Genomic DNA, 24,704 nt, shown 5'->3' with positions numbered 1-24,704 from the left:
GCATCCTTTTAATAAGCGATTTAGTGCTAAAGATCGAGCTAGGTACGGTACCTTATTTCAGCGTTGCGCAGAAGTTAAAATCGGCTTCTTGGATCAATAAAAAAGCCAGCGAGATGCTGGCTTTAATGGTCGTTAGCACTAACTTAGCATTATAGGCCTAGGAAAGACTTCGACTTAACTTTGCGGATCTCTTTTTCATCAGACCATTCAATAAGGCCAGTTTCCAAATCCATCAAACGCATCGTCATCTTGTAGTAAACGTCTTTAGTGCTGCCATCTTGTTTAACGATGCTCGATAGGTTGCCATAAAGCATGTACTGGGCGCCAATTTGACGGCCGAAGCTAATCGCCGTTGATGGATCAACCATGCCAGAATTATTCTGGTAATCCAGTTGTTTACGGACAGAGTCAACTTTAGTCATATCGATAAAGCGGAACTTGCCTGAGCGTAATAATTTATTACTGATGGAGTCGGTCACCGATTCCGTATCGATATGCTCAGATGTTTTGTTCTTCACTTTATCAACAAACATAATAGGACGATCGTTAGCGGTAAGCGCGACAACCGGTGGGAAAGTCAGCATGCTATCGACCATCTTAGCCGCAATCGCCTGCAGATCGGTTGAGCCAAAGTTCTCATTGACGGTTTCCACTTCCGTGGCATCACCGTATTCAACTTTTGATTGGCACGCTGACAAGCCAATGACTGCCGCGAGAATAAAAATAACGTTTAAATGTTTCATAGTGAGTTCCATACAAGTGATTGCTAAATGATTATTGAATAAAAACGGGTGTAATTACCGGTATCAATGAGCCAAATAAGTGTGGTTCGGCCACTTTTTACCTCAATCGAGTTCGGTGCTGCATTATCGAGCTTAACGGAGTAGTTACCTGCCTTTACATAAGTGCGGGCAATTTGTGCTTGTTGTGGCAAGGTTAGCCAGCTACGTCTGTCGGCTTGCTCGGTGATGACGTTAAATATCTGCATTGCAATGGCGGCATAATCGGTTTGATTGCTGCGGCGCTTACTGTCACTTTCCACGCTTCGTGCCATCTCTGATTTTGCATATACCCGGGCAGCTTGCCTTAGCAGTGCGGCGGGGAGATCTTCTTTTAGCGCAGTAATCGCTAATGCATCAATGTTGGCTATGGGCGCCGCAACTAACACTGTGCCGAGTCCTTGTATGCGTCCGGCTCTCACTGTTTGCTTAGTGGGAAAGTAAGTCGCCAGTGACGCTGTTTGCCAGTTACCATGAATGGTAAAAGGCACGGTCAGACTTTTCTTTTCAGGTACAAAGCCACGCTCTAGCATAACGATAACTTGGCCCTCTTCCTTTTGCGGCAATATGGCCTCGCCCCAGCGTTTTTTAAATTCGTCATACTGTGGCATCGATAATTGCTTGGCCAGTCTGACTAAATCCTGCTGTAAGTATGGGTTATTTGGCGATATTTGCGCTGCTTTGCGATAGTCGATATAGGCATCATTAGCTTCACCTAAAATTTCATGCAACATACCAGTGGTGTAGTAGCTATAGGCATTTAAAAATGAACTGGTGGTACTTCCTGCGGCTTTACCGAGTTTATTGACCTCGGCGTCAATGGTGCCGTTTGCCATGGCTTGCACAGACTTATTAGACTTTTGATAGCGCGCTTGCTCTGAACTTTGTAGTTCATTACTGCGACGAACTTCCACTAACGCACCTTCCGCATCACCACTAAAAAGGTAGTTAAGCGCTTGATATTGATGGAGCATCACTCGCTCGTAACCAGGGCCGCGGTAGGGGATTACATTGTCATTGATGAACAGACTGGTGGCAGTCGCTCCGGCATCACTTAAACTGAGTTTGGCCTTATCGTCAAACACCCGATAGGCATTGGCAGCTTGTTGATAGAATATTTTACTGCCATCAAAATCCCCCGCGATTTGTGCCGAACGTCCAGCTTCCTGAGCGTACAGCAGGCCATCAGCACTGGTCACTTCAGCTGCTACAATGTTGGCCGCTTGCTGGGGCGTTGCTGAATTGAGCTGCGCTTTTACCGGCGCAATCTGCGAAGGGTAATTAATGAATACGCTGTTAAATGCACACCCAGTTAAACTTATCATCATGGACGCCAGCAATAAGACACTTCTCATGTAAACGTCTCGGTAATGTGTGCTAGTTGCATTGGCTTCCTTGTTAGCTCAGGGGAGTGGTTAGAGCACTAAAACGCATTATAAATGATAAAAATAATCAGCGATGAGAATTTATATAAACTTACAAATTTCATCGATACCAGTGTATTTTTAACATATCAAATCTGAACGTAACATGAATGCACAATAACTATTACTATTTTAAATATAGCAAGATTTTAAGCTATTAATCTAGCCACTATAGGTATCCATTGGAAGTTAAAAGTGTGGCGGCGGTGTTTCATCCGCTTGGGATGCCATATTACTCGGTTCAGCTGACTGCAGTTTATTGAGCAATAACCGTATCTGCTCCTGTTGTATTGCCACCACCTCATTTAGCTTGATGACTTGTTGGTTGAGTTCTTCGATCGTACCGTCTTGGAACGCCATCTTCATCTCTAACTCTTCAACTCTGTATTCTATATTATCCACGTTTACCTCTGATGGATTGGCAAATGCTCATTGCAGCTACCTTTGATTATCGCTCGAGTATACAACGGCTCGGTATATTTTGGGATAGTCGCTTTAAGGACATATCCAACAATATCGGCTATTAGCTCAATTCTTATGGCGCAGTAAGGGTTAAACGTAAAAAAGAGCGTTAATTAGCCAGGTTAATAGATATGCTATGAACTTGTTCAATTTAATGTTGTCTTTTAAATGAATCATTGTTTATACAAGCGCAATAGTCGTTCAGGCTAATGACAGGCTATGTATGTAATATATTCATCCGTATTGAAAAAGTGCGTTGAATCACGGTGGTGTTGCTTTTGTCTATTCAGATTGGAATAACCTATTTAACTAGTATAAAGTGGTTCGCCTAATAAAAGTAAAGGTTATAGTAACCACCTGTAGATGCTGAGGAAGCTTTAAATGAAATCGATTTATAAATATTCACTAGTGGCTTTGGCCGTTGTTGGTCTTAGTGCTTGTAATCAAGAGCAAGAAGCCGTCGCCGCTCCTGTTGAATTGAACACTGAAGCGCAAAAAGAAGCCTACAGCGTTGGCGCGTCGATTGGTACTTATATGGCTGGCCATATCAAGGAGCAAGAGGAACTCGGTTTTGCTGTAGACAGAAACCTAATCGTGACTGGTTTCAGCGAAGGCTTGAACAGCGAGCTAAAGCTTACTCAAGAAGAGATGCAAGCAGTATTGCAAACTCTTGATGAGAAGCTTAACGAAAAGCGCCAAACAAAGGCGGCTGCACTAGCAGAGAAGAGTTTGGCTGATAGCGCTGCATACCTTGAAACAAACAAAGCTAAAGACGGTGTTGTAACGACTGAATCTGGCTTGCAGTACCTAGTATTAACTGCAGGTACTGGCGAGCAGCCTGTCGCTGCTGATACCGTTAAAGTTCACTATGTTGGTACACTAACGGATGGTACTGAATTTGACAGCTCAGTTGCTCGTGGCGAGCCTGCTACGTTCGGACTGAACCGCGTTATTCCTGGTTGGACTGAAGGCGTTCAGCTAATGTCTGTGGGCTCTAAGTTTAAGTTTGTTATCCCTGCAGAATTAGCCTATGGCGATCGTGATACAGCCACTATTCCAGCTAACTCTACGTTAGTATTTGAAGTTGAGTTGTTAGATATTCAAAAAGCGGATGCTCCAGCTGCAGAAGCAAGTGCTGCACACGCACACTAATCCCGAATAATATTGGGGACAAAAAAGGACGCAATGCGTCCTTTTTTAATGTCTTAAATTTGATGACTTTTAAGGCTTTTTCTGGGGCGGGAATTGCGCCAATATTTTAACGACGGTGATGTTGGTTTCTTGTGCCTTTTCTTCGCCGCCATCATCAAAAGAAAACGTGTCACTGCCGCGCCAAATCAGTTTCTGTGTTTGCGGGTCAATAACATCGATTTGTATGGTCTGGATTTTAGCAGTATCGCTACCGACAGGGACATCAACACTGGTGCCGATTGATGCGCCACTAGAACTCCCCCATGAGCCAACACCTAGTCCAATAGAAAAGCCTGAATCTTTCGGTTTATCATCTACTCTAAAGCCATAAGTCACTATAAAGTCAGCGGCTTCATCTTGCTGGATAAACCCTTGAGTGGTCAGTGCGGCAGCAATAGATTGCTGAATTCTTGCTGCGCTGAGCGGATCGGTCGTTTGCACCTGTGCTACTTGTGAGAAGGTCTTTAACTGAGAGAAGTCGACATTAAGATCGTAATCATTCTTTGGGGTTGAACTGCAGCCCACTAGAGTGAGTAGCGCTAGTGATAAAATGCAAGTTAATAAGGTTCGTTTTACTGTGTTCATTATCTAGCCTCTCTAGTTTAAGGCATTAGCCCCATTATGTTGTTTGATCACGATCTGTTTTTAGCTAAACACGTTCATTTAGTATGCTGCTTTATTGAGTATTTTGATAGCTAGCCTAGCGAATGCAATTGGTTTATACCAATTGCATTAAGTATCTGTTCATTCAGTGGGAATTCAAAGCGATGAAGGCAAGCCGGGAACTTGAAGCTAATAGTTATTCTATATCAAGAGTTTTCGGCGTAGCATGCAGCGCTTTGAAACCCACCCTACGGGAAGCGCTCACGCATTCCACTTCTGCTTTGCATTGGCTCATAAGGGAATAACCATTCTGTCGTCAATGCGCCTTGAATTGAAAAGCTTGAGCGCTTCTGAATTGATTAAATACCTAATGCAATTGGTATTACTCTTTCCATAGTATATGTTTAGAGTATGGAGCAATTAGAGTTTTTTGAGATCCCCAGTCCATGCATTGGTGTATGCCAAAGTGATGTGAGGGGATATTGCAAAGGGTGTTTACGTAATCGAGACGAACGTTTCAAGTGGCTCGAGTTTTCTGATGCGCAAAAATTTGATGTTATCAGGCTTTGTAAGCAGCGTAAGCGTCGTCGCCAACTGGCGATGCTAAAGGCAAGGAAAACACAGCTGATAGAGGAGAGAGCGAGAGCCAATCCTAGTTTAGATTTTAACCAACAAACCGCCGAACCCGCTGATGTGAGTGATTTTAAATTAGACTAAACAGGTTTGAATTAGTGCCGAAGTCAATTATGGCTTAGGCCATCTTAAGGTGAATTGAGTAAAACCTGGATGGCTTTTTAGCGATACATCCCCTTGATGACGTTCCATAATTCGCTTGATGATGGCCAAGCCTAAACCATGGCCTTTATTGCCATTATAACGGGTATCACAGCGATAAAAGGGTTCAAATATCTTTAGCTGATCTTGCGCTAATATCCCTTCACCATCATCAGCCACACTCAGTAATATCTGCTTACCTTGAGTGCTAATTTCGACGGTGATCTTCTCTACACTGAAACGTTGAGCATTGGTGATTAAGTTCTGTAGGGCCCGTTCAATTAACGACGGTTCGGCCTTCAGTTGCACCGTTTGTTGATGCTCAACTAACTCAATAGGCGTCGAGTGCTGTGACTGTAAACGTTTAATGGTTTGCTTTGTTAAGCTGTTTAAGTCGCAGAGTTCAAATTGCAGCCCTTCTCGTTGAGTTTCTAAACTGGCATAGGTCAACAGCTCTTGTAGTAAGTTTTCCATCTCCTTTATATCGAGCTGCATCTCTTCGAGAAACGCTTGGCGGCGCAGCTCATCAGACTCAGGCAAACAATATTGCGGGATTAACGCGAGTGCAAATTTGAGCCGTGCTAGCGGGGTTCTTATCTCATGGGAGACTGCATTTGAAAGGTGTTTTTGGTTTTCGATGAGCGCACTAATGTGGGCTGCCATATCATTAAAAGTGGTGGCTAATGGTAGTACTTGTGAGCCTTTCGTGAGCTGAATGCGGGTATTCCACTTTGCTTGGCCAAACTCTTTTGTTGCGTTTCTCAGGGTTTTTAAGTCTTTAGACAGTGGCCACACCCAAATCAGTGCCACAAAAGCTAATGAGAGGTAAAAGAAGACATTATAAAGACCACGCAGGCTGGCGTCGGGATCAAGCTCTATGGGGCCAGCCATTAAGATTTGTTTGCCGACGGCAATGAATTGCAGTTCATGATTGCGATCATATGGCGTGGCGATAACGGCGTCACTATGGACTATCTGCTCGTCTGAAAAGGCCACCTGGTCAGCATCGAGCAATGTTAACGGAAAGTCAGGATTACGACTGATGCTGTCGAGCATCTCTTGTCGCTCTTGCGCGGGCAGTTTTGTTAACACCTGCGCCAAAGCCACTAAAGGTGCATCGAGTGCACCTTCTTGGTCGACATTGTTTTTCCACAGACTGTCGAGCGTCCAACCTATACCGAGAAAGCCAAGGCTTAACAGTAAATATAAGCTTAAAAATAGACGCTTCATTTTTGACTCGTGTGGAGGTTAGCTATTCCATGCTTCTGGCGCGAATAGATATCCCTGTCCCCAGACTGTTTTAATCCTAAAAGGTGTTTCAATATTGTCACCCAGTTTCTTTCTAAGGCGTGAAATACGCACATCAATTTTTCTGTCTTTACCGTCAAAGTCAATATTCAGTAAATATTGATAAATATATTGGCGGCTCATGACTTGCCCTGCCTGAGAGGCGAGTAACCATAACAGTTCAAACTCATGGCTAGTGAGGTCAATCTCTATTTCACCCAAACGAATGGCTTGAGTGTGAGGATCGATACTTAACTTACCAAAGCTTAGGCAGTGAGACTCTACCTGTGGCGGCTTTGCCTGACGGCGCAGTAAGTTATTAATTCTTGCGACTAATAGCGCGGGTTCGACAGGCTTAACCACATAATCATCGGCGCCAAGCTCTAAGCCCTTAATTTGATCTTCATTTGAGCCTAATGCGCTCATTAATAAGATTGGCCCAGCAAAGTAGTCTGGTAGCTTCTCACATAAGGTAAGACCGTCCATGCCTGGTAGCATAATATCCAGTAAAATGATGTCAGGTTTATAGTTGATCAGGCGGGTTAATACGGTATCTCCGCGACGCTCGACTTCGACGTGCATGCCATGCGATTTTAAGTAATCTACGATCAAGTTGGCCAGACGAATGTCATCTTCTACGAGTAGGACTCTATGCGTAGATTGAGAGTTGGTCATTAGAATAAACTCCATGGGTTGCGGTAGCGACGCCTGACTTGAGGCGAAGAAGCTTGAGTAACTTTTAATTTTACACCTGCGAGTGTCTCGTGGGTATCTTTGTCTATCATGACAAACTGAATATCTTTGTCTGCACTGATATTGACCGCTAAAGAGTTAATGCCTGGTGAACTGTTGCACCATTTTTTTAGTTCTTTGTAATCGGAAAGGATGCATATTGAGCGCTCTTGCAACAATCGCCACTCTAGTACAACTTCGACGTTACAGATCTCTTCATCTTTACTGGTGATACAAATTTTGGGTGATAGGCTAAGGCTTGTTGCAAGCAGTTCAATATCTTCAGCGACAGTATAGCCACTCAAAGATGAGCAAAAAAGCAGACACAATGATATTTTCTTAGTCATCGATAACACTGGCGTTAAAACCTATATGCTGCGCCTACAAAATAGGTAGTTGTGTAATCGGTATCGAGCAGAGGGCTATCGACAATTTCATCGGCAATATCGGTATAACGCGCAACGAGCAAAAGATTCCAATTTTCAGTTAGCACATATTGTCCTGTGAATTCGATACTTTGATTCAAAGCTGACTCCGCTTGGTACTTCTCGCTCCAATAGGGGCTCTCACTTGGTCTAATACCATAGTAATAGTCAACGACTTGTTCGCTTTTCCAGTCTAACACAGCTGCGAACTCAAAATTCCAACTATCAAGTGGGATATTGTACAACCATCTCAGCTGTGCTTCAGTTCCGTTGTGTACATTAAAAAGATCATGTGTAACAGAGGCTTTGACTATACCAAACCTTGTGTAAAGAAATGCTTCGACTCCGCCAAGATAGGTAAAGTTTCTATTTTTTAATTCATTGGAATCGATCACCGGCTCAGCAGGGGTGTCCATGATTGACATACCTGTAGATCGCTCAACACCGTTACCACTGAGAAGGAAAATATTAGACGGATCCCAGCGATAGAAAAAAGCACGATCAGTACTAAAAGTGCTGACTATGTTGACAGTGTAATTTTCACCTTCAGTGACGGTGTAACCAATATTACCGTTATCAAAAAACCAACGGTCACCATAGTAGGCAATAGTTGGAACAGCATAGAGGGGGATATCATCAAAATCTTTAAGTGGATTAGATTTAGTGCCATAGCCAAGTGCAATACCAATATCCCAACGGCCAATTTCAATACAGTCGGTGTTATTGTCGCAAGCATCGTCGCTAGCGTGCGCAGTGGCTGCAAAAGAGCTAATGGTAAGGATTAGCGCCAACAAATAATGCATAGAGTGATATCGACTTATGATTACAAAATTAACAAAAGAGAATATAGAGTATCACTAATCGCTAATGGCATCATGGGGGGGAGTCAATTTGTTGCAAAGTGATACAGTTCACAAATTAGTCTGTTTGAATCATTGGCTCGAGCTTGGTGTCATAGTTGATTCGATCCTCCAGCATTAATTACTGCTTTAGCTCTATACTTAGAACGCTGAATAGTCGAAGGTTTCTGTGCTGCAGTAAGTATAAGTACTGAAGGTGATATCTTTGTATTCCCTCTTTAATAGAGATTAAGCTTCTAGCCTGTACACGTCGCATTAATGATTAACAATTTTGCCGAGTAAATTAATTGTTACATTTTGTTCAACTATCTCGACATTGTTCACATTTTTTGACTGAACGATGTTAGTGATTCGTTCAGCCAAAAATGACTCTATATGAGGCTATTCATCTTAAGTGCCACTCGGTTTAATATTGCGCCATTTTACCACAGACGAACCTAATGGCCTCTTCATCTAGGCTACGTTTGGACAGATAACTAACGGTTTTCGTTTGTTTGATTAAAAAGCCCTGTTTTGTTTCAGAGATAGACACAACGTCCTGCCACAGAATGGTCCCTTTAACATAAAACGAATCATTGGAGATCCCGTTTTCATCGATTGTGAGCGTCACTTCATTGCTGGCCGCTTTACTCATCATTTGGCGCATAAGCCACCAAGGCTTTTTGTAACGAATGTTCAATGCTTCTAATACGCCTAAGCCGATTAAAAACCAAGAAGCGTAGGCATTAATCCCGGTCAGCAATAGCAAAATACCCATAAGCGTAAAAATGATAGCCTTTCGATAAGCACGTATTGAAGTATCGATAACAACTGACTCATCGAAGCACTCGCTAAAGTGACTTTTATCTAGTGTATATTGGGTGGTATAGCGGTATTCAGATTTCATAGTGGCTCATTAATTCTACGCATCGGCTGATGCTTTGGATACTAATACGCTTAAGTGTGCAGATAGTTGATTAACTCAGGCTTAATCAAGCTATATTGAAGCAAAGCGTGGTAATGATAAAGGGATTAAAAGACATTATGGCAACGATACCAACAGATTTTGTAAATTATAAATCAACATCATTGTTTGATAAGGACACAGTGCCTAAGATGTTCTTGCATCTGCACAACACAAAAGCGGGTGTATTTGGTCAAATTCACGTTTTAAAGGGCACGCTAAAATTTTATGGCTTTAAAGATAGGCGGGCAGAGGTAGAGCAAGAGATCGTGATAGAGGTTGGGCAGACCGCTATATCCCCGCCGCAATATTGGCATAAAGTAGAATTGCTCAGCGACGACACCAAATTTAGAGTCGATTTTTGGGCGCAAGCGGGCTCAGAGATAGTGACAGAAAACCAAAGTGAAAGAGACGCCAGTTAAAATATCATAGCGTCATTGAATACTGTTTAATGGCGGCAAGATTAAAGAGATACAGCGTTCTAGTGGTGTACTGGCTTAATCGCTAATATGTCGCATTTCAATTGATCAATAATCACCGATGAAGTGTGGCCCTTTAACTCGCTCATAAAGCCATGATGTTCGCCTGCGCCAATGACCAGCAGGTTAGCATTACATTTATGGGCAATTTCGGGAATAACATGATCCGGTAGTCCCTGTTCAAGGTGGAGGTGGTCATCATCCAGTTGGTAGGGTTTCGCCGAGTCTAAGAGGTGATTCCAGTGTAGGCTTCTTTGCTCCGCGTCAGTGAACAATGTCTGGTCTCGATTGACCGACATACTCCAATTTTTCAATTGATAGCAGTTAAGCAGGTGGATGTCATTTTCCAGCAAACTGGCTAATTGCTGAGTATCATCTAGCAAATTTTGATTTAACGCTTTATGAGCAATATTTGATTCAGCCGTTTCTAGTGCGGTTAAAATATGCCCTTGTCGTTGCCAACCTTTATTACCAACAATCAAAATGGGTAGTTGACTCTCTCGCAGTAGGTGCGCCTCACAGCTGGAAATAAATTCCCTGACAATGCTATTGTGGTGCTGATTATTGATGACGACCAAGTCGTAATCACCGCTGTTTGTTTCTTCGAGGATCGCCACATGGTCTTTGACATTTTTGATCACTTTTACTTCTATATTGACGCCTAGATGTTGAAATTTACTCAGTAGTTTATTGACAAAAAGCATTGGATCCAGCGCATTGTTTGGGATCAAACCTAAGCGACTGAGAATGTTATTGTAAGGCCTCTCAACCTTTAGGGCCGTGACTTTGGCTTTGGTCTTATAGGCGAGTTGTAGCGCTTTGTTTAGGGCAAACTGCGCTGGCGAATGGTTGTCTACTAGTGCTAACGTATGCTGGTACGAGATCATAGTGAAGTACTCCGTTTTCCTTTCACTCCATTCTGAACAACTGTAGACGAAAACCCCATGAACACACCGTTTTATTGATAACGAATAGCGCTTAAAATCCGCTTCTACAGTGCTATTCAATATACTCAATATTAACTAACTGATTTGTTTCAGAAGCCTTATGGCATCCGTTGTAAAATTCACATACTTTCAAGCATTAGTCGGTGCCAATGTTGATGTGTATTCATGTTAATAATGTTTAACATGACACTGTTTTATCAGTTTGTTAATATAATGTTACTAGGTGTGAGCTGTAATTTTAGCTGTAATTTACGCCCTGTTTTAGGAATGGTTCAAAGCTATTAATGGCTATAACTCGCTAAGGAAAGGCTATGTTTTTATTTGCAATGGAATGGGTATTTTGGTTGCTTTGGGACTTTGTGTTGTCAGCTGTATTTTGCCTCACAGGCGCATTAGTAATCCGTATCTTTACCTTTGGGAAAACCCGCCACCCGTTAACACCCCTTAGTTATTTCCGCCGTCGCAAGTACCAAGAGAAAGACCCATTCAATACAACATTTATCGTAGGGGTTTCGTTCTACCTTTGTTTGCTGATGATAGCTATCTGGCTCGGTTAACTGAGCTTTATACTTTTAACACCGCTGCATTTATATTGCTTTAACGAGTTCAAACGGCTGTTTACTTTTCATCCAATCAACATTAGCTTAGCTAGAAATAACACTAACATTAGCAAATCATATGACAGTAAGAAAAACGATTCTGATCACCGGTGCCAGTTCAGGGCTTGGCCGTGGAATGGCATTGGAGTTCGCCAAGATGGGACGAGATCTAGCGCTGTGCGCACGGCGTATAGATAGGTTAGAAGCCCTAAAGCGTGAGCTTGAACAGCTTAACCCCAGTATTGGCGTCTCCATTAAATCTTTAGATGTCACTGAGCATCAGCAAGTTTTCGATGTGTTTGATGAGTTTAATCAAGAGTTAGGCAGTATTGACCGAGTCATTATTAATGCCGGTATGGGCAAGGGAGCCTCTATTGGTACAGGGCATTTTGAGGCAAACAAGCAAACAGCAGAAACTAATTTTATTGGTTTGCTCGCTCAAGCTGAAGCTGCAATGCTGATTTTTAGAAAGCAAAATTCGGGTCACCTAGTCACCATATCATCGGTTAGTGCGGTGCGTGGTTTCAGGCGAGCCATGACAGTATACGCGGCAACAAAGGCGGCAGTGACCTCTCTGAGCGAAGGGATCCGTATTGATGTGATGCACACCCCTATCAGTGTTAGCTGTATTCATCCTGGATTTATTCGCAGTGAAATTAATGAGCAGGTCGAAAAAGTGCCTTTTATTGTCGACACCGATGTAGGTTGCCGCGCCATGGTCAAAGCCATTGAAGCTGAAAAAGCCAATAGTTTTGTCCCCAGTTGGCCATGGTCGTTATTGCATTGGGTGTTGCGCGTGCTCCCCGATGCTTGGCTACGAAAAATGAGTTGATCAGACTCATCGTTACTGACTATGACTTGTCATTACTGATTATGACTTGCCGTTACTGACCATAGTGACTTATCCGTTGTGCTATCAATAACGATTACGTTCATTTGGAATATCGCTAAGGTATTGGACAAATTCAACCTCGTAACCGTCGGGGTCAATGTAATATGCATTGCGTCGATAAGGGTCTTCTGCCCCCGCTTTATCGACAGGATGTCCTATCGCCGCGAGGCGTTCTATTATGCCGTCTAAGTCATCGACGACAAAAGCAAAGTGAGCCAAGCCGACTTGATGACCGCTCAAATCGCGGTTATTACCAACGCCGTCATCGTTAAACGTCAGGTATTGGTAATCATCACCAAAATGGATCCAGTTGCGATCAACACCATACCATTGACTCACTCCACCACCGCGGGTTTTCCAGTGGGGAAAAATTGCTCGGTAAAAAACCAGTGTGGTCGATATGTCCTTTACCACTAAATTTAAATGTTCTAAATGCATCATGGGTTGCTCCTTGCTTGGTTAATTGCTTGCTGTGTTACCTGGTTAATTGGTTACCTGGTTAATTGGTTAATTGGTTAATTGGTTAATTGGTTAATTGGTTAATTGGTTAATTGGTTAATTGGTTAATAGTAAATAAGCTGTATTTTTTACATGCCATAACTGTACTCTTGCTGCTTAGAGTAGGGCATGGCTTCATGATTGCTACGTATCGTCGTCAATGCATCGCTGTACTGCGACAACATATGCAAGCAGTAACTTATGCGCTCACGTAAGTGTTGGTCGCGCTCATTTACTGGCTGTTGTTGGTTTAGCACCTCTGCAACATTGCGAATAATAAGGTGGTCAGGTGTCGCCACCAGTTTATTGTTCTTTAAGGCATTCATCCTTAGCTCTGCGATCGGGTAAGCGCCGCTCATCCCACTGACAACCGACACTAATAACGCCGGCTTATGGGCTGTTTCTTGGTTGTCGCACATCAACAAAAAATTCTTAATCAATGGTGAAGCCATGCCGCCCCACTCTGGTGTTATCAATACTAGCGCATCTGCACGTTTAATCTGTTGCGCGATAAAAGGCCAGCGACTCCCGTCGACATTTTTGCTCTGGGGATCGCCGTCCCAAAAAGGCAGTTGATACTGGCAAAGCTCAATGTGTTTTACATTATGAGTCGCTAGCATTTGTTGCATTAAGTATTGAGCAACTTTTGCAGTTTGCGAATCCTTGCGTTGGCTTCCGCTGACAATGACTAATTCCATTTAAGTAAACCTTTTTATTTATTACTTTATTAAGTAAAGTAAACGCCTTACTTAATAAAGTAAAGAAAAAAGTTTACATAAGAGCTGATTCAGTAATAATGTGCAATAAGCGTAAAAGAGGTATTTATGAAAACCAGCGATAAAATTTTGCAGATGTTAAAGACCCAAGGCGAGCTGACAGCCAAAGTCATAGCGACAGAACTTGAGTTAACCACCATGGGTGTACGTCAGCATCTACAAAGCCTCGAAGAGAGTCGCGATGTTATTTTTGAAGATAGAAAAGCGACTCGTGGCCGGCCGACGCGATACTGGTCGTTAACCGCAAAAAGTAACAGTCACTTTTCAGATCGCCATGAAGAGCTGACAGTACAACTGATTGATTCTGTGAAAACTATTTTTGGTGATCAAGGCTTAGAGCAGCTGATCACTCATCGTGAACAGGCATCTTTTAAGCAATACCAAGCCGCCTTCGCCGATGCCGCTGATCTGCCAGCCAAGTTAGCAGTGTTGGCTAAACTGCGAACGGAAGAGGGTTATATGGCCACCGTTGACATGAGCGACAATGTTTATTGGCTGCTAGAGAACCATTGTCCAATATGCGCCGCGGCTTCCTCGTGCCTCAATTTTTGCCGCTCTGAACTGCAGCTGTTTCAGTCGCTGCTGAAAGAAGATGCCAGCGTGAGCCGTGAAGAGCATATTATTGAAGGAGCCCGTCGCTGCGCTTATAAGATTGTGCCGCTTGACGATTGACGATTGACGATTGACGATTGACGATTGACGGTAGACGGTAGACGGATGACAGATGACAGATGACAGATGACAGATGACAGATGACAGATGACAGATGATAGATGATAGATGATAGATGACAGATGATAGGAGAGAAGGTGGGATCTAAACGAGCGCGGCTAGACCGGTTTATTAGTGCTAAAACCAACATCAATCGCAAGCATGTAAGACTGCTGCTGGCGCAAGGGCTGGTTGAAGTTGACGGCCAAGTGGCGCGAGATATTGATCAAATCATCGATGAGTTCTCCCATATCAGCTTAGAGGGGAAAGTGCTGCAAGCCAACGCGCCAAGCTATGTAATGCTACACAAGCCAGTGGGGATTGTCAGCGCGACTGTTGATGATAAACATAAGACGGTCATCGATCTGCTAACCCGAGCAGACAAGCTGCAACTGCATATTGTCGGACGCTTAGATCTCAACACCTCAGGATTATTGCTGTTAACTAACGACGGGCGCTGGTCGAAGCGGTTAATGTCTCCGGAGCACAAAGTAGCAAAACTTTACCGGGTGACACTAGAGAACCCTATCGATGTGTCATACATTAAAGCGTTCTTCGATGGCATGTACTTTGAGTTTGAAGATATCACCACCGCCCCCGTCAAACTGGAAATTGTTGATAGTCACACGGCATTAGTCACCTTGATGGAGGGGCGTTATCATCAAATAAAACGCATGTTCGGCCGTTTTCGTAACCCCGTCATTGGCCTGCACCGTATTTCCGTCGGCACTATTGTGCTCGACCCTCACTTAGCGTTAGGGCAAAGTCGCGAATTAACAGCTGTAGAAATAGCAACATAGCCTCATTAGCCTCTAGCTGTGATAACTCATAACTCATAACTCATAATTCAAACTTAGGCTTAAGGCTCTGCTTTAAGTTGATTTCGCTTGCGGTTCTTCGTCAGACTTAAGTAATCGACTTTTTATCTTATCCTGGATGGCTTTGGACGCTATTAAAAGCTAAAAGGATAGCGTTTTAGGTGGTTAAGTCGCTGTGATGTAGTGCTAATATTTCTGTATTGGCTATTGGTTAACTGCGTTGGTCACGCTTTGATATTGACCTATATGCTATACCTATAATTAAGTATTCAACAGGTCTCCAAATAATGCTTAATGAATCTTTAAAGAAAATAACTGAGTTAGATGTTTTTTGCCTGGTGGTATTTAAAACACTTTACGAGAATGGTCACGCCAACACTACCGCCATAGAGCTGCAAGTATCGGCACCGAAAATTAGCCGTTGCCTTACCGCGCTGAGAATAGCTTTTAACGATGAGCTATTTTATCGCCGTCAGCATGGGCTTAAACCCACCCCTTTGGCTGAACAGTTATATGAACCTGTTTGCCGGTTCTATCAGTCGATAGCTCATATTGAACAGGTCGCATCGGAGGTGGCCGACCCCACGCTACTGCCCACCATAGATATCGCAGTGACCCAAAATATAATGAATAGCTTCGCGGTAGCAATAAGCCAGCATTCAGATAAAGGCGCGATAGGCAATATTCGTCTACATTGCTGGGATCCATCATCGGCTGAATTGATCCACAATGGTGAGTTAGACCTTGGGATCTCTTTTGACACCTCATATAGCGTCGAGCTGAAAAACGAGCTCATAGGTTCACTTGATTCTGTTTACCTTGCTGGACGCAGAGAGCACCCCATCTGGCAAAGCCTACCCGATATCACCTTGGAACATATTGCTGTATATCCATTCTTATACCTCGAAAGTAAGGGCTTTAACGATAAGATCGACCCCTTAGAACTCTACTGTCGTAATGCTAGAATTCCACTGGATAACATCGACAAGGTAAGCACCAGAGAGGAGTGGTTTTGTCATCTACTGACGATGGGGAGCTTGGCTTTTACACCTGCGATAGAGGTTGATATTAGCAATGAAATTTCAGCGTTAAGGACAGAAGTTTTACCCTGCGAACAGACACGGCTACTACATGGGCAAATGATGGCTCCACAATATTATCTAATTGAAAAAAATGAAAAAAATAGACGCTACACCCCGGCTAGAAAGGCGTTGTTACTGGGAATTGTTTCAGAGCTATTAGTCGCTAAGAGCCCAAAATAGTTACTTTATGGAGGTTGATTTCAATAATCGATATTGCCAATTACATTTATCGCAATTTCATTAACTGAATCTCTAAATTGTTGTCACATCATTCATACAAATAAGTTTCGTATATTTGAGTTTGTTTTATATTTAACTCACTGCGTATGCAGAACTAAAATACCTATAAAGGGATATGATGATGAGAACACATAAGAAGTCTTTATTGGCGGTGGCATTAATTGCTGCTATCGGTTTAGCCGGTTGTAGTGATGGTGACGATGGTCAAGATGGCGCACCAGGTGCTCCTGGAACACCAGGTACTCCTGGAACACCGGGTACACCTGCTGGTATCACGGTTGACACGGTAAGCAGTGCTGCTGATTTCGTACTAACAATGGCACCTGCAGATATCGTCGTGGTGGGTACTGATGCCTTTACGATTAAATTTACCGTAACAGGCAAGGACAGTAAGGGCGAAGCAATGCCTTTTACTGGGTTAGAAAAAGTAGCGCTATATGTGATGAACCAAGCCGCAAACGCTACCGATACCGGCGCGCCAGTATTGTGGCAAAACAATGCACTGGCTAACGAGTTTGGCTCAAGCATGTATTGTACGCCAACGGGTATGGCCACTGCTCGAGGCGGCGCAGAGGTTGAAGCTTGTACCTTAGTTGAAGATGAAGCCAACCCTGGCACTTACACCGGTACTTGGGAGCATGATGGTAATGCACCAGTGGTACTCGCCGAAGGCGATGCCAACAACCTGTTCCGCGTGATGGTACGTACTTATAATGTCGTCGATAGTTCAGGCGCCGGCATCTCTGACAAGCTACTCTCTACTCCTGTCGACTTTATTCCTGCTACCGGTGAGCTTGCGGTATCGGTAAAAGATTCAGTGTCTAATGCCGCGTGTATCAAGTGTCATAGTAGCCTAGAAGGTTACGCGGTTACTGACATCCGCATCGCCAATATAGGTGCTCATCATAACTATCAAAAAGTAGAAAATTGCGTTGCTTGTCATAACCCAGCATATGCGGGCGGTGAAGCAGATCCAGAAAAAGGCTGGAATGCAAACTGGAACGCAATGATCCATACATTGCACAGCGGTCATAAAAGTTTTGTTCCATTAACGGGTGAAGCTGAAGAAGAATTTGGTGAGATAGGCTTCCCTGCAGAGCTAAACGATTGTACTACTTGTCATGATAATGGCACCCAGTGGAACGACAATGTCTATGCTGAAGCCTGTGTCTCTTGTCATATGGACATTAACTTTGAAACCGGTGATGGTCACGCTGGCATAGTGCCTGGAAGTGATGCTGCTTGTTCTGGCTGTCACGGTGCGGGTATTTTAAGCCCTGTGCAAGCCCATAGTGTGGGTGCCCGTGCAATCGCAACAGACTCAATTGAGATAGCTGTCAGTTCAGTCTCTTATACTGAAAGTACCACAATTGATGCAGATGAAATCGTAATAACATTTGACGTCATGATTGATGGTGCTCCCGTTGCTGATGGTTTCGAATTCACCAACTATACCAAGTATGACGAAATGAAGACAGGTTGGGTAAATGCTGACGGTACTTATTACGGCAGCTCGTCAGTCAATCTTAACGGTGTTGTAGCAGCAGGTGGCAAGTTAGTTGTTACCCAACTAGCTAACTATGACCTCGACGGCAAGAGCATTGCGATTACGCCGAGATTCTCAGTCTGTGCCGACTCAGAAGGCGCGCTAATCGAATGCTTAGATGCAAATGGTGAAGCACAATACGATGTTGGTTATGTTGCTATCACCATGGCTCCAACATATTGGAATCTTGCCAATGCTGATGGCAGCGGTGCAAATATCTCTCGTTTCAGTGACCCTCTACGCGTTACCGCGGACGAAGCCAAGTGTAATACTTGTCATACTTCGCTAGGTATCGCAAAGCATTATGGTAATGAGCGTTTTGACCAATGTGTTGGTTGTCATAATGATACTTGGGGTGGTTCATACCATGTTCAACCTGAGTACAAGACAGACGAAGTTGATGCTGATGGCCATCCAGTCTTCGAAGCGATTGAAGGGCTAAACTACAGCACTCGCGACCTCTTTGCGGTAGCTCACCGTTTCCATAGTGGCTTATGGGATGACAACCGTGGCTTCCCTGCAATTCACTTAAATTCTGATATGGAAACTCAAGGTTATCCTGCAGTGGCAACTCAGTGTACAGCTTGTCATAAAGACGGTGTGAACTTGTTCGCCGCCGATGGTGGCCTAACTTCTGGTAAGCGAAATATTGCTGTTGATGCTGGAGCAACTACGTTCATTAGCCCTGTTGCTGAAGCATGTCGTACTTGTCACGCTCACTCAGGTGCAGCTGCTAAGGCGCATTTCGAGAGCAACGGCGCAATAGTTGACGGTATTACTCTAATGGATGGTGAAGACCTTCCAGTTGAGTCTTGTGCAACCTGTCACGCCGAAGGTAAGACCTATGGTATCGACAAGATGCATATGGGAGGCGCTCACTAACTTAAAACTATAAAAGTTTCACCCGCGATGAGATCCCTGCTTCTCATCGCCTTTGAACCTCTTGGGAGCCTTCGGGCTCCCCTTTTTTTGCCACTATCTTGGAGCTTCGGCGCGGAGCATAGCTTCAGAAAAACGCCTTGTCGTTATTATTTCGGCTCTTTTGTTGACCTCGCTTTAGATCATGGCGTTGCATGAGTCAGCGCAGCCGTTATTTTTAATAAAAATGAACCGATATTCAAATTTGTGATCCAGTGCAATTAATCAGCAGTAAACCGCTGCCGTTTTAGCAATTGCTAAAGTGGTAATGGTAGATAAGTGTGATCATGATCGGCTAATGCTGCAAAGTGAGATCTTGGTGTGGGTTGGTGCGAGGGTTTACCTTGACCCGGTTGTGTTTGTCTTAAGTTACTGATAATAACTTAAATTAGTGTTTTTTTGTTCAATTCACCATCAGCTGTTTTACCTAGTGCGCATTTGCTTGCGGTGACAGCTTTCACTAAAATCCGCGGCGCTAAGATTAACTAACATTCATCAACGACAGCTAATCTAGTGCGGTTGAGCGCAACCGCTAAACATCTTATTGCTTATTGATCACTTCCTGTAGGGGAACTCAATGTCTACACAGCTTACAAACTCTCTCGCAAATCCAGCTCCACTTGGCTTAATGGGATTCGGTATGACCACCGTTTTACTTAATATTCATAACGCAGGCTTTTTTCCGATGGATTCAATGATCCTCGCGATGGGCATATTTTATGGTGGTATTGGTCAAGTATTAGTCGGCATGATGTGTTTCAAGCGTGGTGACACTTTTGGTACCACTGCATTTACCTCTTACGGTTTGTTCTGGTTGACGTTAGTCGGGCTTATCGTGATGCCTAAAATGGGCTTAGCAGCCAGTCCTGCAGGATTTATGGGATGGTATCTGTCGCTGTGGGGCATCTTCACCGGCTTTATGTTCATCGGCTCAATGCGCTATCCGTTAGCGAAACAGATTGTATTTGGTTCACTGACGATACTGTTCTTCCTATTGGCCGCCCGTGACTTTACTGGCAGCGAACTTATCGGCACGATTGCGGGATTTGAAGGGATCTTCTGTGGACTAAGCGCGATGTACTTTGCCATGGCTCAAGTGCTTAACGCTGAATATGGCCGAGTTATTCTGCCGGTAGGTAAAGCGCGCTTTGCTGCGACACCTGCGGTAGTTGCAGTGAACAGCCCACTAAAAGCGGCATAAACCTGCTGTGTTTTAGCTGGTTTTAATAACAAAAAAGCTGACATTGATGTCAGCTTTTTTTTGGTTCCAATTTTTTATTCTAGCTTTTTATTCTAAGTATGCACTTAGCGTTGCTGGAGCTTAAACAACCACTTGCCGTAGAGGAAGATCCCAATAGCAGAAATTGAACCGATTGCCGCAATGATATACCACGCCATACCGATATTATGAGTGTTATAAAGCAATGTGGTTAGCGCTTGAGCAGGTTCACCAGTATAAGCGACTAAGGTTGTAAACGCCTCACCTAAAGGTATGGCGCTAATATCACTGGCACTCATGCCACGATCTGCCAATAACTCCCGCGAGAAGATCTCTTTCGAGGCATACGCTTCATAGAGCTTAGGGCCAAAGAAACCTTCAAGCGTCCAGCCAATGCCCTGGGGTAGCATCACAAAACCAAGATACATGGCTTTTTTGCCTTCAGGGGCAATGTTACCCATAAACTCGTTTTTCTTCGGGCTAATCATCATCTCACCGAAGGAGAACATCGCAATAGCGAGTACTATCATCCAAGCAGCGTTCGTCGCGCCAATGAGCACAAAAGCCAAAATACTCAGTAAGCAGCCGGCTAACATCGCATTGGTGATACGGTACTTTGCGGTTAATGCTGCTACTAAGAAACAGGTGGTCATGATCATACCCGCGTTAAGGTTAAGCATGCCTTCAGGCATCACCTTAGTACCGGTATTATCGAGTCCTAGCCAGAACTGGAAGAAACCATTGGTGGTCCCTTCAGGTCCAAATAGTGAGGTCACAATCACACTAGTATCAACCCACTCAGCGATGTGGATAGGTAATACATCGAACAGTGAGTTAAACAGGAACCAGAAAGCTGCAAACACAAGCATGTAGTAGATTACGATCGGTTTTTTCAGCTCGTGCAATGCATCACGCCACAGTGCCACTTGCTTAATTTCGCCTGACTTAATCTTACGATTACGCTCCAAACGCTCCTCTTTACCGGGCTCTTTATAGGCCAGTAAAAATAGAAAGTTAAAGGAGATAATCGCGGCGCAGGCAAAGAATACATAGTCCCAAGAGAGTTGGCGCATATGCACGGCAACGAGTGGGCCTAAGAAACCACCAATATTAACCACTTGGTAGAAGATCCCCCAAGCCATCGAGGTGTTCTGTCGCCCGGTGGAGAGGACTAGTGTGCCTTGAATACCGGGCTTAAATACCCCGGTGCCTGCGGCAAGAAGAATAGCGCCAAAAAGGAAGCCATAGAAACTCGGGAAAAACGCCATCACCAAGTAGCCGGAGATTTTGATTAGCGTTGAAGCGAAGATAGTCTCTTTATAACCAACACGGTCTGAAATGCCACCCGTAAATACCGGAACGAAGGTCTGCATCAATGCCCAGAGACCGATAATAATACCGTAGTCACTTAAGCTAATGCCAAGACCACCTTCAGATAGCGGCGCTTTAGCGTAAAGGCCTGCACTGGCTTTAACACCGTAATAGGCGATGCGCTCGACCAGCTCCATGCCGCCGACAATCCAAAAAATATAGCTTAAGCTGGCAATCGAGGCCCACATTCCCAGCTGTTTGACTTCCCGTAGGTCGTTATCTGCGTAAGCATCATTTGACTCGCTCATAACTTTCCTCTAATTGTTTTAATTATTTATATTTATAATTGCTTTCGTATTTAAGAAGCATTTTTATGTTGGTTTTGGGTGAGATGAAGGTAATGTTCTTTGCCAAAACGCTGCAAGCTTGTAATTGCAGTCGACACTTTACCTAATTTGATGACAAACACCAATGCGTTAATGGCAGTTTGAGAGGAACTCATGATATAGAAGCTGAGGTGAATAGCGGGGAGCTGGGATCAAGGTTATTTATTCAGTCTTTGATAACGATGTATTTGGTTGTGGATTTTAAAAATGCGGGTTGAAGCTAGTTAACGATATATGCAAACACTGGCGCCATAATCACCATCGCAATACCGGTAAAAATCATGGTTAAACTGGCGATGACTCCCTCTTGTCTGCCTATCTCACTGGCTTTAGCGGCGCCAACCCCATGAGCCGATGCGCCAAGGGCGACGCCTTTTGCTACCGAGCTGCGGATCTTGGCTACCTTAAACAGAGGTTCGCAGATAAGCATCCCCATCACGCCTGTAATAAGCACCAGCATGGCTGTCAGCTCAGGTACCCCGCCAAAGGCGCTAGTGGCTTCCAAGGCAAAAGGCGTTGAAACCGAGCGCACCATCAAGCTGTTGGATAGCTCTGCGGGCAGGGTGGTGAAGTAGCCAACTAACCAAGAGGAGCCAATACCCAGTAGCAAGCCGACCATTACGCCAACACTCAAGGTGATTGGATATTGCTTTATCAATGCCCGTTCACGGTATATGGGCACCGCAAAGGCAATAGTCGCCGGCGCTAATAATGCGGCTAACCAATGGGTGTATTTAAAATAGTCAGCCAGTGGAATGTTTAAGGTGACCACCACCAACAAGATCATCAGCGGTGCGATAACAATGGGCGCAAACCAAATCTTTTGCTGACGGCGATAAAGCGCCTTACTACTGTAGTAGCCCATTAAGGTGAGTGCTAAGCAAAATCCGCCCCATAGCGATAGGCTCATTAGTTTGCCCCTTGAGTGAGTTGCAGTTTTAATCTGTGTTTACGTTCCAGCTTAAACAATCTATCAACGGTAAAGGCAGTGCCAAGCAAAACAATCGTGCTGGCGACTAACATAGAACTGACTAACACTAGGCCAAAATCCTTGAGCAATGCTTGATATTTAATGACCGCGACCACAGGCGGAATAAAAAACAGTAGCAGATCACCAATTAACCAAGCGGCCCCGCTACTTACCGTTTGCTCGGGCACCCATTTTAGCGACAGTAGTGCTAACAACAGTCCAAGCCCGATGACGCTACCTGGAAGTGGAGAGTTAATCTCAGTGGCAATAACTTGGCAGGCCCAAGCAAAAGCGCAAAATAACGCCACCTGCAACATACGTTGTAAGTGGAATTGTGTTTTTGGGCTTAGATTACTGGGTATCATTAACGCCATAGAACTTTGCTTCGCAGCCATGTGGATCCCTAATCTCGAATGCCGAATGCCGAATGCCGAATTATAGAAAATCGAATAGCGGCCTTAGTTGATAACGTTAGTTTACGCTTGCTTATTCAATAGAAAAAATGAATATTATGCATAGACTCTATAACTATTGGTTATCTAAATGGATCTGAAAACGCTGCACTACTTTGTTGAGGTGGTCAATGCGGGTGGTTTTTCAAAGGCCAGTAAAACGGTATTTCTAACCCAACCTGCACTTTCCAAGGCAATTAGGTTGCTCGAAGAGGAGCTGCAAATGGTGTTGTTGGAGCGAGGTAAGCGCGGCACGCAAGTTAAGCTTACCGCTGCCGGAAAAGTGGTTTACCGCCATGCAGAGCAGCTTATCAATGGTCGCCAACGAATGCTGGCGGAGCTCGATGGCTTACGTAATCTGACCGGAGGCACATTAAGGTTAGGGTTAGCGCCCTTGGGTAGCGCAGAGCTATTTGCACCAGCGATAGCCAAATTTAGACAACAGTATCCCAAAATTGAGATGCAGTTGCTGGTTCGCGGCGGGATAGAGCAAACCGCGGCACTCAAAAAAGATGACATTGAGCTAGCAACGGGGATTATTGATTTTGATGATGAGTTTGATGGCCTGCGAATTCGCAATGAGCCAATGGTGGTCGTGGTACCAAAGAGCCACCCTTTGGCTTCATATAAACAGCTTCAGCTTAATGATCTGCGCCAGCAAGCCCAAGTGATGTTCGAGCGTGAATACACACTTTACGAATTGGTTTTGAGTGCTTGCGAAAAAGCCGGCTTTGCCCCGACTGAAATTACTCGCGTCAGTCATGCTGATTTCGGTATCGCGCTGGTGGCTGCAGGGACTGGGGTGATGTTGTTGCCACAGATTATTGCTGAGCGTTATCGAGTGGATGCGGTGGTTAACGTGCCGCTAGCCAGTCGTGATCTGCGCTGGGAGCTATCTCTGTTCTGGAGAAAACAGCAGACGCTCTCATTTGCCGCAAAAGCGATGATAGAGCTCGTTAAGCTGCAGCTAATTGAAGATAATAAAAAAGCCTAAAACAAGGTTGTTTTACGCGTTGACTGCGATAGCTGAGCACAATGATAGTACAGGAAAAATGCTACTTGGTGACAACCCACAACGCGTGTAGCACGCCTGGAATAAAGAACAGTAAACACAGAATGATATTGATAACTAAGTCTTTACCCACGCCACTTTTGAGGAAAACCGCCACTGGTGGTAATAATATCGCAATGATGATCAGTAATAACTTGTTGGTATCCATAGAGTATTTCCCTTTAGTAAGATAATAGCTTTGTTATTGACGACCAGCAACTGGCCAAGATGACGGCTGCTTTAGACTGTAAATATAAACTTAATCTAAAATAGTGATTTTGTAAACGTTATGGCCTGTGGGGGGGCTAAGAGAATGGAAGTAACGGTTT

General features: G+C 44.1%; 27 protein-coding genes. 11 read left to right on the top strand and 16 right to left on the bottom strand.

Annotated elements, in window-relative coordinates:
- Nucleotides 1–149: 149 nt before the first annotated feature.
- From lpoB to L2755_RS05585, 3 genes are all read right to left on the bottom strand, one after another.
- Entirely contained in the window at nt 150–743 is a 594-nt protein-coding gene (lpoB, locus tag L2755_RS05595) for a penicillin-binding protein activator LpoB (RefSeq protein WP_248979751.1), read from the bottom strand.
- A 23-nt stretch (nt 744–766) separates the two neighbouring features.
- A complete protein-coding gene (locus L2755_RS05590) occupies nt 767–2,134 on the bottom strand; it encodes a COG3014 family protein (RefSeq protein WP_248979750.1) in 1,368 nt (455 codons plus the stop codon).
- Nucleotides 2,135–2,392: 258 nt separating this feature from the next.
- Complete coding sequence (locus tag L2755_RS05585) at nt 2,393–2,605, bottom strand: SlyX family protein (RefSeq protein ID WP_248979749.1); 213 nt, start codon at nt 2,603–2,605, stop codon at nt 2,393–2,395.
- A 441-nt stretch (nt 2,606–3,046) separates the two neighbouring features.
- Here L2755_RS05585 and fkpA point away from each other — a divergent pair, with 441 nt between their 5' ends.
- Nucleotides 3,047–3,817, top strand: coding sequence for an FKBP-type peptidyl-prolyl cis-trans isomerase (gene fkpA / locus L2755_RS05580; protein WP_248979748.1), 771 nt, complete (start codon nt 3,047–3,049; stop codon nt 3,815–3,817).
- A 69-nt stretch (nt 3,818–3,886) separates the two neighbouring features.
- Here fkpA and L2755_RS05575 read toward each other — a convergent pair whose 3' ends face one another.
- Nucleotides 3,887–4,441 carry a DUF4136 domain-containing protein gene (locus L2755_RS05575; RefSeq protein WP_248979747.1) on the bottom strand — a complete coding sequence of 185 codons (555 nt, stop codon included), beginning with the start codon at nt 4,439–4,441 and terminating at the stop codon, nt 3,887–3,889.
- Between the two features lie 429 nt (nt 4,442–4,870).
- Here L2755_RS05575 and L2755_RS05570 point away from each other — a divergent pair, with 429 nt between their 5' ends.
- On the top strand, nt 4,871–5,176 hold the full coding sequence (locus L2755_RS05570) for a DUF1289 domain-containing protein (RefSeq protein ID WP_248979746.1): 306 nt from the start codon (nt 4,871–4,873) through the stop codon (nt 5,174–5,176).
- A 27-nt stretch (nt 5,177–5,203) separates the two neighbouring features.
- On the opposite strand, the gene L2755_RS05565 is transcribed toward L2755_RS05570, so the two are convergent.
- The 5 genes from L2755_RS05565 to L2755_RS05545 form a co-directional block, all read right to left on the bottom strand.
- Nucleotides 5,204–6,463: an ATP-binding protein gene (locus L2755_RS05565; protein ID WP_248979745.1), complete on the bottom strand. Its 1,260-nt coding sequence runs from the start codon at nt 6,461–6,463 to the stop codon at nt 5,204–5,206.
- A gap of 18 nt (nt 6,464–6,481) precedes the next feature.
- Entirely contained in the window at nt 6,482–7,195 is a 714-nt protein-coding gene (locus tag L2755_RS05560; protein WP_248979744.1) for a response regulator, read from the bottom strand.
- The gene (locus L2755_RS05555; protein ID WP_248979743.1) at nt 7,195–7,599 is read right to left on the bottom strand and encodes a DUF3019 domain-containing protein; all 405 of its coding nucleotides are present in this window, start codon (nt 7,597–7,599) and stop codon (nt 7,195–7,197) included. The genes L2755_RS05560 and L2755_RS05555 overlap by 1 nt, the downstream gene beginning before the upstream one ends.
- A 14-nt stretch (nt 7,600–7,613) precedes the next feature.
- Entirely contained in the window at nt 7,614–8,480 is an 867-nt protein-coding gene (locus L2755_RS05550; RefSeq protein WP_248979742.1) for a MipA/OmpV family protein, read from the bottom strand.
- Between the two features lie 463 nt (nt 8,481–8,943).
- Nucleotides 8,944–9,423 carry a YcxB family protein gene (locus L2755_RS05545; protein WP_248979741.1) on the bottom strand — a complete coding sequence of 160 codons (480 nt, stop codon included), beginning with the start codon at nt 9,421–9,423 and terminating at the stop codon, nt 8,944–8,946.
- A 137-nt stretch (nt 9,424–9,560) separates the two neighbouring features.
- Here L2755_RS05545 and L2755_RS05540 point away from each other — a divergent pair, with 137 nt between their 5' ends.
- A complete protein-coding gene (locus L2755_RS05540) occupies nt 9,561–9,902 on the top strand; it encodes a TehB family protein (RefSeq protein WP_248979820.1) in 342 nt (113 codons plus the stop codon).
- A 59-nt stretch (nt 9,903–9,961) separates the two neighbouring features.
- Here L2755_RS05540 and L2755_RS05535 read toward each other — a convergent pair whose 3' ends face one another.
- The gene (locus L2755_RS05535) at nt 9,962–10,846 is read right to left on the bottom strand and encodes a universal stress protein (protein ID WP_248979740.1); all 885 of its coding nucleotides are present in this window, start codon (nt 10,844–10,846) and stop codon (nt 9,962–9,964) included.
- A 371-nt stretch (nt 10,847–11,217) separates the two neighbouring features.
- On the opposite strand from L2755_RS05535, the gene L2755_RS05530 reads away from it, so the two are divergent.
- Both L2755_RS05530 and L2755_RS05525 read left to right on the top strand, forming a co-directional pair.
- Nucleotides 11,218–11,463: a hypothetical protein gene (locus L2755_RS05530; RefSeq protein WP_248979739.1), complete on the top strand. Its 246-nt coding sequence runs from the start codon at nt 11,218–11,220 to the stop codon at nt 11,461–11,463.
- 121 nt (nt 11,464–11,584) lie between these two features.
- The gene (locus L2755_RS05525; RefSeq protein WP_248979738.1) at nt 11,585–12,337 is read left to right on the top strand and encodes an SDR family oxidoreductase; all 753 of its coding nucleotides are present in this window, start codon (nt 11,585–11,587) and stop codon (nt 12,335–12,337) included.
- Nucleotides 12,338–12,421: 84 nt separating this feature from the next.
- Here L2755_RS05525 and L2755_RS05520 read toward each other — a convergent pair whose 3' ends face one another.
- Both L2755_RS05520 and L2755_RS05515 read right to left on the bottom strand, forming a co-directional pair.
- The gene (locus L2755_RS05520) at nt 12,422–12,838 is read right to left on the bottom strand and encodes a VOC family protein (RefSeq protein WP_248979737.1); all 417 of its coding nucleotides are present in this window, start codon (nt 12,836–12,838) and stop codon (nt 12,422–12,424) included.
- Nucleotides 12,839–12,984: 146 nt separating this feature from the next.
- The gene (locus L2755_RS05515) at nt 12,985–13,593 is read right to left on the bottom strand and encodes an NAD(P)H-dependent oxidoreductase (RefSeq protein WP_248979736.1); all 609 of its coding nucleotides are present in this window, start codon (nt 13,591–13,593) and stop codon (nt 12,985–12,987) included.
- Between the two features lie 126 nt (nt 13,594–13,719).
- On the opposite strand from L2755_RS05515, the gene L2755_RS05510 reads away from it, so the two are divergent.
- The 5 genes from L2755_RS05510 (at nt 13,720) to L2755_RS05490 (ending at nt 20,187) form a co-directional block, all read left to right on the top strand.
- Complete coding sequence (locus L2755_RS05510; RefSeq protein WP_248979735.1) at nt 13,720–14,343, top strand: helix-turn-helix transcriptional regulator; 624 nt, start codon at nt 13,720–13,722, stop codon at nt 14,341–14,343.
- 137 nt (nt 14,344–14,480) lie between these two features.
- Nucleotides 14,481–15,182 carry a pseudouridine synthase gene (locus L2755_RS05505; protein ID WP_248979734.1) on the top strand — a complete coding sequence of 234 codons (702 nt, stop codon included), beginning with the start codon at nt 14,481–14,483 and terminating at the stop codon, nt 15,180–15,182.
- Between the two features lie 305 nt (nt 15,183–15,487).
- On the top strand, nt 15,488–16,462 hold the full coding sequence (locus tag L2755_RS05500) for a LysR family transcriptional regulator (RefSeq protein ID WP_248979733.1): 975 nt from the start codon (nt 15,488–15,490) through the stop codon (nt 16,460–16,462).
- 181 nt (nt 16,463–16,643) lie between these two features.
- On the top strand, nt 16,644–18,950 hold the full coding sequence (locus tag L2755_RS05495) for an OmcA/MtrC family decaheme c-type cytochrome (RefSeq protein ID WP_248979732.1): 2,307 nt from the start codon (nt 16,644–16,646) through the stop codon (nt 18,948–18,950).
- A gap of 613 nt (nt 18,951–19,563) precedes the next feature.
- A complete protein-coding gene (locus L2755_RS05490; protein WP_248979731.1) occupies nt 19,564–20,187 on the top strand; it encodes an acetate uptake transporter in 624 nt (207 codons plus the stop codon).
- A 104-nt stretch (nt 20,188–20,291) separates the two neighbouring features.
- Here the strand turns inward: L2755_RS05490 and L2755_RS05485 are convergent, their stop codons facing one another.
- From L2755_RS05485 to L2755_RS05475, 3 genes are all read right to left on the bottom strand, one after another.
- Entirely contained in the window at nt 20,292–21,824 is a 1,533-nt protein-coding gene (locus L2755_RS05485) for an MFS transporter (protein ID WP_248979730.1), read from the bottom strand.
- Between the two features lie 298 nt (nt 21,825–22,122).
- Complete coding sequence (locus tag L2755_RS05480; RefSeq protein ID WP_248979729.1) at nt 22,123–22,812, bottom strand: LrgB family protein; 690 nt, start codon at nt 22,810–22,812, stop codon at nt 22,123–22,125.
- Nucleotides 22,812–23,267, bottom strand: a complete 456-nt coding sequence (locus L2755_RS05475) for a CidA/LrgA family protein (RefSeq protein ID WP_248979728.1) — start codon at nt 23,265–23,267, stop codon at nt 22,812–22,814. Before L2755_RS05475 ends, L2755_RS05480 begins: the two co-directional genes overlap by 1 nt.
- A gap of 148 nt (nt 23,268–23,415) precedes the next feature.
- Between L2755_RS05475 and L2755_RS05470 the strand changes: the two genes are divergently transcribed.
- Nucleotides 23,416–24,318 carry a LysR substrate-binding domain-containing protein gene (locus L2755_RS05470; RefSeq protein WP_248979727.1) on the top strand — a complete coding sequence of 301 codons (903 nt, stop codon included), beginning with the start codon at nt 23,416–23,418 and terminating at the stop codon, nt 24,316–24,318.
- A 61-nt stretch (nt 24,319–24,379) separates the two neighbouring features.
- Here L2755_RS05470 and L2755_RS05465 read toward each other — a convergent pair whose 3' ends face one another.
- Nucleotides 24,380–24,544 carry a YqaE/Pmp3 family membrane protein gene (locus L2755_RS05465; protein ID WP_202288246.1) on the bottom strand — a complete coding sequence of 55 codons (165 nt, stop codon included), beginning with the start codon at nt 24,542–24,544 and terminating at the stop codon, nt 24,380–24,382.
- Nucleotides 24,545–24,704: the final 160 nt, after the last annotated feature.

Origin of the sequence: Shewanella abyssi (assembly GCF_023284025.1) — a bacterium.
Classification (GTDB): domain Bacteria; phylum Pseudomonadota; class Gammaproteobacteria; order Enterobacterales; family Shewanellaceae; genus Shewanella; species Shewanella abyssi.
The sequence above is the reverse complement of the archived record's forward strand: the minus strand, read 5'-3'. Positions and strand labels throughout refer to the sequence as shown.